6 protein-coding genes and 2 pseudogenes are annotated in these 7757 nt (G+C 67.1%); all 8 read left to right on the top strand.

The window, feature by feature from the left end; translation table 11 throughout:
* The first annotated feature begins 216 nt into the window (after nt 1-216).
* Nucleotides 217-1470 (top strand): Glu/Leu/Phe/Val dehydrogenase, encoded by a 1254-nt coding sequence (locus K2Z83_RS25745; protein ID WP_220598033.1) that lies wholly within the window; start codon nt 217-219, stop codon nt 1468-1470.
* Between the two features lie 453 nt (nt 1471-1923).
* Nucleotides 1924-3033 (top strand): heat-inducible transcriptional repressor HrcA, encoded by a 1110-nt coding sequence (gene hrcA, locus K2Z83_RS25740; protein WP_220598032.1) that lies wholly within the window; start codon nt 1924-1926, stop codon nt 3031-3033.
* A gap of 344 nt (nt 3034-3377) precedes the next feature.
* Nucleotides 3378-4130, top strand: a pseudogene (locus K2Z83_RS25730) (DnaJ C-terminal domain-containing protein); the annotation flags it as partial.
* A gap of 81 nt (nt 4131-4211) precedes the next feature.
* On the top strand, nt 4212-4961 hold the full coding sequence (gene rlmB / locus K2Z83_RS25725; RefSeq protein WP_220598031.1) for a 23S rRNA (guanosine(2251)-2'-O)-methyltransferase RlmB: 750 nt from the start codon (nt 4212-4214) through the stop codon (nt 4959-4961).
* 193 nt (nt 4962-5154) lie between these two features.
* Nucleotides 5155-5313 carry a hypothetical protein gene (locus tag K2Z83_RS25720; protein ID WP_220598041.1) on the top strand — a complete coding sequence of 53 codons (159 nt, stop codon included), beginning with the start codon at nt 5155-5157 and terminating at the stop codon, nt 5311-5313.
* A 52-nt stretch (nt 5314-5365) separates the two neighbouring features.
* Nucleotides 5366-6043: an N-acetyltransferase gene (locus K2Z83_RS25715; RefSeq protein ID WP_220598030.1), complete on the top strand. Its 678-nt coding sequence runs from the start codon at nt 5366-5368 to the stop codon at nt 6041-6043.
* Between the two features lie 85 nt (nt 6044-6128).
* Nucleotides 6129-7394 carry a Glu/Leu/Phe/Val dehydrogenase gene (locus K2Z83_RS25710; protein WP_220598029.1) on the top strand — a complete coding sequence of 422 codons (1266 nt, stop codon included), beginning with the start codon at nt 6129-6131 and terminating at the stop codon, nt 7392-7394.
* Between the two features lie 8 nt (nt 7395-7402).
* Nucleotides 7403-7757, top strand: a pseudogene (locus K2Z83_RS25705) (hypothetical protein); the annotation flags it as partial.

Below are 7757 nucleotides of genomic sequence, written 5' to 3'. Positions count from 1 at the left end.
CCGGAACCGCCCGCGACGGCGGGCGGGTGGCCGCAGGCCCTCCCCGGCGCAGCTTCAGCCGCCCGCCCGCATGCAGAAATGTCCGTCACACCCCCGCGCCGATGATATGAATGTCACCCCATTCATTGTATGGAGTGGTACAATATCGCCGTCGCGCCAATGGTGTCGCGATGTGTCTAACGACGACCGACTCAGTGCCGAGGAGGCCCGTTCACTATGCTTGCCGAGACGCTTAACCCCCTTGCCATTGCCCAGGAGCAGTTCGACATCGCCGCCGAGATGCTGCACCTCCCCCAGCAGCTTCGTGGCCACCTGCGCGTCCCGCAGCGCGAGCTGTGCGTACACTTCCCGGTGAAGATGGATGATGGCAGCACCCGCGTCTACACGGGCTTCCGTGTCCAGCACAACCTCTCGCGCGGGCCGACGAAGGGCGGTATTCGCTACCACCCCGACCTATCCATCGATGATATCCGCGCCCTGGCAATGCTGATGACCTGGAAGTGTGCGGTGAGCGGCCTGCCCTACGGCGGGGCGAAGGGCGGGGTTGTGGTGGACCCGAAGACCCTCTCGGAGAGCGAGGTCGAGCGGCTCACCCGCCGCTACGCCAGCGAGATGAGCCTGGTGATCGGCCCCGAGAAGGACATCCCCGCGCCGGATGTGAACACGAACCCGCAGATCATGGCCTGGATCATGGATACGGTGTCGATGCATAAGGGCTACACGGTGCCGGCGGTGGTGACGGGCAAGCCGCTGAATATCGGCGGCTCGGAGGGCAGGAGCGACGCCACCGCGCGCGGCGCGGTGTATGTGCTCTCGGAGGCGGCTCGCCACCTGAGCATGGACTTGAGCCGGGCCAGGGTGTCCGTCCAAGGCTTCGGCAATGCCGGCGCCAACACGGCGCAGATGCTCGCCGACTTTGGGGCGACGGTGGTGGCGGTGAGCGACAGCCGGGGCGGCGTCTATAACCCCGGCGGGCTAGATATTGGCGCACTGCAGAACCACAAGCGGCGCACCGGTGCCGTCGCGGGCTTCATGGAGGCCGACCACATCAGCAACGCCGAGCTCCTGGAGATCGACTGTGACATCCTCGTGCCGGCAGCCCTCGGCTACCAGATCACCGAAGGGAATGCCCCCCGCGTGCGGGCGCGCCTGATCGCCGAGGCCGCCAACGCCCCGATCACCCCCGCCGCCGACCGCATCCTCTACGACCAGGGCTGCTTCGTGCTGCCCGATGTGCTCGCCGGCGCCGGCGGGATCACGGTCAGCTACTTCGAGTGGGTTCAGGGCCTCCAGGAGTTCTTCTGGACGGAGCGCGAGGTACACGCGCAGCTAGAGCGAGTGATGGTGATCGCCTTCCAGAACGTGCTCCGCATGGCCCAGAAGCATCGCGTCCATATGCGTACCGCCGCCTACATGATCGGTGTCCAGCAGGTGGCTGATGCGGTGACGACCCGCGGGATCTACCCGTAGCCGGGAAGTGACAGAGCTGTTGCAATGGTCTGGGGCTTCGCCCCAGACCCTGCTTGTGCTGGGGTGTTGGCGGCTTCGCCGCCAACACCCCAGCACAAAATCGCAATAGAGCATACGTAACGCTGTCACCCTGAGCGAAGCGAAGGGTTCCGGCCGGGATTCTTCGCTTCGCTCAGCATGACAGGACACCGCACAGCGTTACGTATGCGGTATGACAAGGTTGTGGAGAAGCCCCATGACAAGTCGCCCAAATCGTGGTATGATATGGATCGGCGTGCACAGGTTGCACGCCAATGCTTTAATCTAAATCCTTAGCACTCTCATACCAGGAGTGCTAAAGAGCCCAGTGAACGCAGCGGTTTGAACTGGGAACGCGGTTCTGACACCCCGGCATGCGCTAGGGACAACAGAGCGGCGGGCCACCCGTCGCAGAGCGTATCAGGAAGTGCTGCTATGGCGGCGACCCTCACTGAGCGGCGACTGTTCATCCTCAAACTTGTGGTTCAGGAGTTCATCGAGACGGCCACGCCGATCGCCTCGGATACCCTGGTGCGCAAATTTGGCCTCGGCTTCTCGTCGGCCACCGTGCGCAACGATATGGCCGCCCTTGAGGAGATCGGCTACCTGACCCACCTGCACACCTCGGCCGGGCGCGTCCCGACCGACGCCGGCTACCGCTTCTTTGTCGAGAACCTGATGGATCGGACATCGCTCTCGATGGCCGAGCAGCGCATGATCCGCCACCAGTTCTACCAGGTGCGCGGCGAGCTCGACCAGTGGATCCAGCTGGCCGGCGCCGTCCTCGCCCGCACCGCGCAGAACGCGTCGCTGGTGACGCCGCCGCGGGCCGAGCAGCTGCGCTTTAAGAACCTGGAGCTGATCAGCATCCACGACACGATGGTGCTGGCGGTGCTGGTCTTCCACGGCGGCATCGTCAAGCAGCAGACCTTCTCGGTCGACACGGCCCGCGCCGCCGAGGAGCTGCGGCGCAGCGCCGGCCGCATCAGCGATCAGCTGCTCGACCTGACCATGAGCCAGGTCGAGCAGCTGATCGCCCAGGACGCGCAGCGCCCGACGCCAACCTTCGGCGAGTTTGATCGTGGCGTGATCGACCTGGTGATCCACGCTATGCAGACCTTCGAGGAGCAGGCCCGCGAGCAGATCCACTCCGACGGCCTGCTGGAGATGCTCAGCCAACCTGAGTTCATCCCCTCGCTCGCCCGCGACGACGCCGAGCGCGCTGTCGAGCGCCTGCGCCGCGTCCTAGAGATCCTCAAGAGCGGGCGCGGACTCGGCCAGCTCATCCCACAGGCCCTGGCCAGCAACGGCGTCCAGGTGATCATCGGCGGCGAGCACGGCGAGGACGAGATGCGTGAGTACAGCGTGGTGCTCGCCCGCTACGGGGTCGGCGGCACCGTCACCGGCGTGCTCGGGGTGATCGGCCCAACCCGCATGTCCTACCCGCGCTCGATCTCGACGGTGCGCTATATCTCGTCGCTGATGAGCAACCTGCTCGGCAATCTCTACGCCGGAGACACCCGACCGCCCTTCGAGGGAGAATGATCGCCCCGCCCCGCCGGCGTGTGACTCAGACCGCGCCGGCGATCCGTACATAAGCGCATGTCGCCGAAGACAGAATGGAGCGGCTCCGCCGCTCCATCGGTATGTGTATTACGAGGAGAACCATGAGCCAGGAAGATACGAACACCCAGCCCGAGCGCAATAGCCAGCCCGCCGCCGAGGTCGTGGACGCCGCGCCTGAGGCGACGACTGACCCGAACGTCGCCGAGCTCGCGGCCCGCCTGTCCCAGGCCGAGGCCCAGGCCGCCGAGTATAAGGACCAGTGGCTGCGCGCCACCGCCGACTATAAGAACTTTAAGCGCCGCGCCGACGCCGAGCGCGCCGGCCTGTCCTTCGAGGAGGCGATCTTCGGCTGCGAGAAGGAGATCGAGTTCCGCCGCCTGGAGGGCTGCCCGAGCTGCAAGGGCAGCGGCGCCGAGCCCGGCACCGACCCGGTGCGCTGCCCCAAGTGCGGCGGCAGCGGCGAGATGCGCCAGCGCGCGCCCCTCTTCAATATGGTCACCGTCACCACATGCGACTCCTGCGCGGGCAGCGGCTATGTCATCCCCATCCCCTGCCGCGAGTGCCGCGGCGAGGGCCGGGTGCGCCAGAGCCGCCACATCACCGTGAAGGTGCCCGCCGGCGTGGACAGCAACCAGCAGATCCGCATCAGCGGCGAGGGCGAGGCCGGCCCCAGGGGCGGCCCCTTCGGCAACCTCTACGTCGCCCTCGATGTGCAGCCCCACGAGCTCTTCCTGCGCGATGGCAACGATGTCATCCTGGAGCTTAAGCTGAATGTGGCCCAGGCCGCCCTCGGCGAGGAGGTCGAGGTGCCCACCATCGACGGCAGCGAGCGGCTGCGCATCCCCGCTGGCACGCAGACCGGGCAGACCTTCCGGCTGCGCAATAAGGGCGTGCCCTTCCTGCGCCAGAGCGGCCGCGGCGACCAGATCGTCGTCAGCCGGGTGGTGGTGCCCAGCAAGCTCAACGATCAGCAGCGCAAGCTCTTCCAGGAGCTCGCCCACACCTTCGACCCGGAGGATCAGAGCAACCGGGACGAGGGGTTTATCGGAAGAATCAAAGATGCGCTTGGGCTGTGACAAGCCCTCAGAGACGAGTCGTAGGGACGCAGCGCGCTGCGTCCTTACACGTTTTCTCTGGTTTTGTGTAAGGATATACGGATGACCGAACTTCTCTACGGCCGCAACGCAGTGCGCGAGGCCCTGCGGGCGCGCCGGCGCACCATGCGGCGCCTCGTCATCTCCACCGGCGTCCAGGAGACGGGCGTGATCGCCGAGATCATCAAGCTCGCCGAGCAGGCCGGCGTGCCCGCCCAGCGCGTCGAGCGCCAGCTGCTCGATAAGCAGCTGCGCGACGCTAACCACCAGGGGGTGATGCTGGAGTCCGACGGCTACCCGTACGTCGAGCTCGACGACTGCATGGCCCTGGCCGCCGAGCGCGGCGAGTCGCCGCTGCTGCTGCTGCTCGACCACCTGCAGGACCCGCAGAACATCGGCACGCTGCTGCGCACCGCCGAGGTGGTGGGCATCCACGGCGTGGCCATGCCCGGCCGCCGGGCCGCCGAGATCACCCCGGCGGTGGTGAACGCGTCGAGCGGGGCCACCGAGCACCTGAAGATCGTGCTGGTGGGCAACCTGGCCCAGACGATCGCCACGCTCCAGAAGCAGGGCGTGTGGGTCGTCGGGCTGGAGGACGATGAGCAGGCCCAGGATCTCGACTCGGCCGACCTGAACATGCCGCTGGCCCTGGTGGTGGGCGCCGAGGGCGCGGGCCTGGCCCGGCTGATCCGCGAGCGCTGCGACTTCCTGGTGCGCCTGCCCATGGCCGGCCAGATCGCCTCGCTCAACGCCTCGGTGGCCGGCAGCATCGCCCTCTATAACGCATGGCGTCAGCGGAAGGCGGCCCAGTAGGACAAGGTTTCAGGCGGCAGGCGGCAGGCGGCAGGGGCAGGGTTGCACATTGCGATGCCCTGCGCTACGCCAAACGGTAAATCGCGCTGACGCCTTGTCTAAGGGCGAAGCAGCGCCCACTACTTGAAGGTTCCGCCTCACTGCGCTAGAATGGTCTGCGAGATGACTCGCATGGCCATGAGGAGAGAATGGTATGAAGCTGAACATGCTGCTGCTGGCCGTGCTGGCTGGCGCCGCCGTGTATATGATCACCCTGCGCCGGCAGCTCCAGGCCGAGCAGATGCGCGGCAATATGTACCGCGATATCTCGGCCCGCCTCGACCGCCGCGTCGCCGAGCTGACCGCGAAGTAGGGGCGGAATGGTGAGGGCAGGCGCCCTCACCATTCCGCTCTGAGCGTTTCTCATGACCACACACGCGCTCCAGAGCCCCCACAGCCTGGTGGCATCGTCTGCGCCGGCCGGCCCCGCCATCGCGGCGGTGATCCGCCCGGCGCGCCTCGATGATATCGCCGCCATTGTCGATCTGCACAGCAGCGCCTTCGCCGACACCTTCGGCGGCGCCTTCGGGCACGGCCACATCGACCAGGGCGCCAGGGCGCTCGCGGCGGCATGGCGACGCCAGGGCGCGGCGTCGATGCGCGGCATGCTCGTGGCCGAGCACGAGGGCCACCTGATCGGAACCACGACTCTGCGCACCTGGGAGATGGGGGGCTATGACACGAGCGCCGCCGAGCTGGCCTTCCAGGAGGTGCTCGGGGTCTGGGGTGCCACCCGCTCGCTCTTCGCGCTCTCGCTCCTCGACCATCGGATCGGCCACCACGAGGGCTTCCTCGCCGACGTCGCCGTCCTTGAGACCTACCGGCGCAGCGGCGTGGCCCGCAGCCTGCTCGCCCGCGCCGAGGAGGATGCCCGCGCCCGCCACAAGCGATTCCTCGGCCTCTATGTCAGCGCCAGCAACGGCGGCGCTCGCACCCTCTACCACAGCCTCGGCTTTGTCGACGCGCACACCAGGCGCTCGCCCTTCGCCTGGCTCCTGTTCGGCCAGGGCACCTGGCACTATATGCGCAAGAGCCTGCTGTAGAGGCGCCCCTTGTGGGCGCCCACAAGGGGCGCCCACAAGGGGTGCCCACAAGGGGCGCCCCTACGCCCCAACAAAGGAAAAGACAATGACGTCTGACCGCAACAACCCCTTCCGCATCGCGCAGCAGCAGTTCGACATGGCCGCCGACATCCTCGACCTGCCCGAGAGCATCCGCGCCGTCCTGCGCGTGCCGCAGCGCGAGCTGACGGTCAACTTCCCAGTGAAGCTCGACGACGGCAACACCCGCATGTTCACCGGCTACCGGGTGCAGCACAACCTCGGCCGCGGCCCGGTGAAGGGCGGCATCCGCTACCACCCCGATGTCGATATCGATGAGGTGCGCGCCCTGGCGATGTGGATGACCTGGAAGTGCGCCCTGGTGAATATCCCCTATGGCGGGGCCAAGGGCGGCGTGATCGTCGATCCCAAGCAGCTCTCGCTCAGCGAGCTTGAGCGGCTCACCCGGCGCTTCGCCACCGAGATCTCCATCCTGCTCGGCCCCGAGAAGGACATCCCCGCGCCCGATATGGGCACGAACGCCCAGATGATGGCCTGGATCATGGACACGATCTCGATGCACCGCGGCTACACGGTGCCCGCCGTGATCACCGGCAAGCCGATCAATATCGGCGGCTCGCTCGGCCGCGTGGAGGCCACCGGGCGCGGCGTGATGCTGATGGTGCGCGATATCGCCCGCCGCCTCGGGCGTGGCCACGACGGACTGCGCGTGGTCGTCCAGGGCTTCGGCAATGTGGGCAGCACGGCGGCATATCTGCTTGAGGAGATCGGCTGCAAGGTGATCGGCATCTCTGACGCCACCGGCGGCTACTATCGCCCGTCCGGCCTCGATATCACCGCCATGCGTACCTTCACCGACCGCCACTCCTTCCGCCTGCTTGAGGGCTACAGCGACCCCGGCGTCGAGCGGATCAGCGGCGAGGAGCTGCTTGAGCTCGACTGCGATGTGCTCATCCCGGCCGCGGTCGAGAACCAGATCACCGAGCTCAACGCCGACCGCATCAAGGCCAGCATCATCGTCGAGGGGGCCAACGGCCCGACCACCCCCGACGCCGACCAGATCCTCACCGAGCGCGGCGTGACGATCGTGCCCGACATCCTGGCCAACGCCGGCGGCGTGATCGTCAGCTACTTCGAGTGGGTCCAGGGCCTCCAGGAGTTCTTCTGGGACGAGAGCGATGTCAACGGGAAGCTGGAGCGGATCATCATCGGCGCGCTCGATGATGTCTGGAAGATGTCTAGATCGCGCGGGCTTCCCCTGCGCACCGCCGCCTACCTGCTGGCCGTCCAGCGCGTCGCCGACGCCAACCAGACCCGCGGGGTCTATCCTTAGAATGTTGAATGTTGAATGTTGAATTGGGACATTCAACATTCAACATTCAACATTATTCCGGAGGTGCTATGCGCCGTCTCCTCGCCCTCGCCGCCCTGCTCCTGGTATTCGCCCTCGCCCCCGCCGCCCCGGCCCGCGCCGAGGGCGCCGCGCTGGAGGTCAGCCCCGCGTCCGCCCCGCAGGGCGCACCCGTCACGGTCAGCCTGTCCGGCTTCGCCCCCAGAGAGGTCGTCAGCCTGTGGCTCACGCTGCCGGACTATCGCGTGGAGGCGATCGGCGATCTGGCCGCAGACGTCGGCGGCGCGGCGTCCTACGATCTGGCGATCTCGGTCGGGATGCCGGTGGGCGCCTACGGCGTGAGCG

The sequence above is a fragment of the Oscillochloris sp. ZM17-4 genome (assembly GCF_019599295.1).
In the GTDB taxonomy this organism is placed as follows: Bacteria; Chloroflexota; Chloroflexia; order Chloroflexales; family Chloroflexaceae; genus Oscillochloris.
Note: the sequence above shows the minus strand (reverse complement) of the source record. Positions and strands in the feature narration are given on the sequence as shown.

Coding starts and splice junctions, on each gene's coding strand:
- K2Z83_RS25745 (WP_220598033.1), top strand. CDS start 217: ATGCTTGCCGAGACGCTTAACCCCCTTGCCATTGCCCAGGAGCAGTTC.
- hrcA (WP_220598032.1), top strand. CDS start 1,924: ATGGCGGCGACCCTCACTGAGCGGCGACTGTTCATCCTCAAACTTGTG.
- rlmB (WP_220598031.1), top strand. CDS start 4,212: ATGACCGAACTTCTCTACGGCCGCAACGCAGTGCGCGAGGCCCTGCGG.
- K2Z83_RS25720 (WP_220598041.1), top strand. CDS start 5,155: ATGAAGCTGAACATGCTGCTGCTGGCCGTGCTGGCTGGCGCCGCCGTG.
- K2Z83_RS25715 (WP_220598030.1), top strand. CDS start 5,366: ATGACCACACACGCGCTCCAGAGCCCCCACAGCCTGGTGGCATCGTCT.
- K2Z83_RS25710 (WP_220598029.1), top strand. CDS start 6,129: ATGACGTCTGACCGCAACAACCCCTTCCGCATCGCGCAGCAGCAGTTC.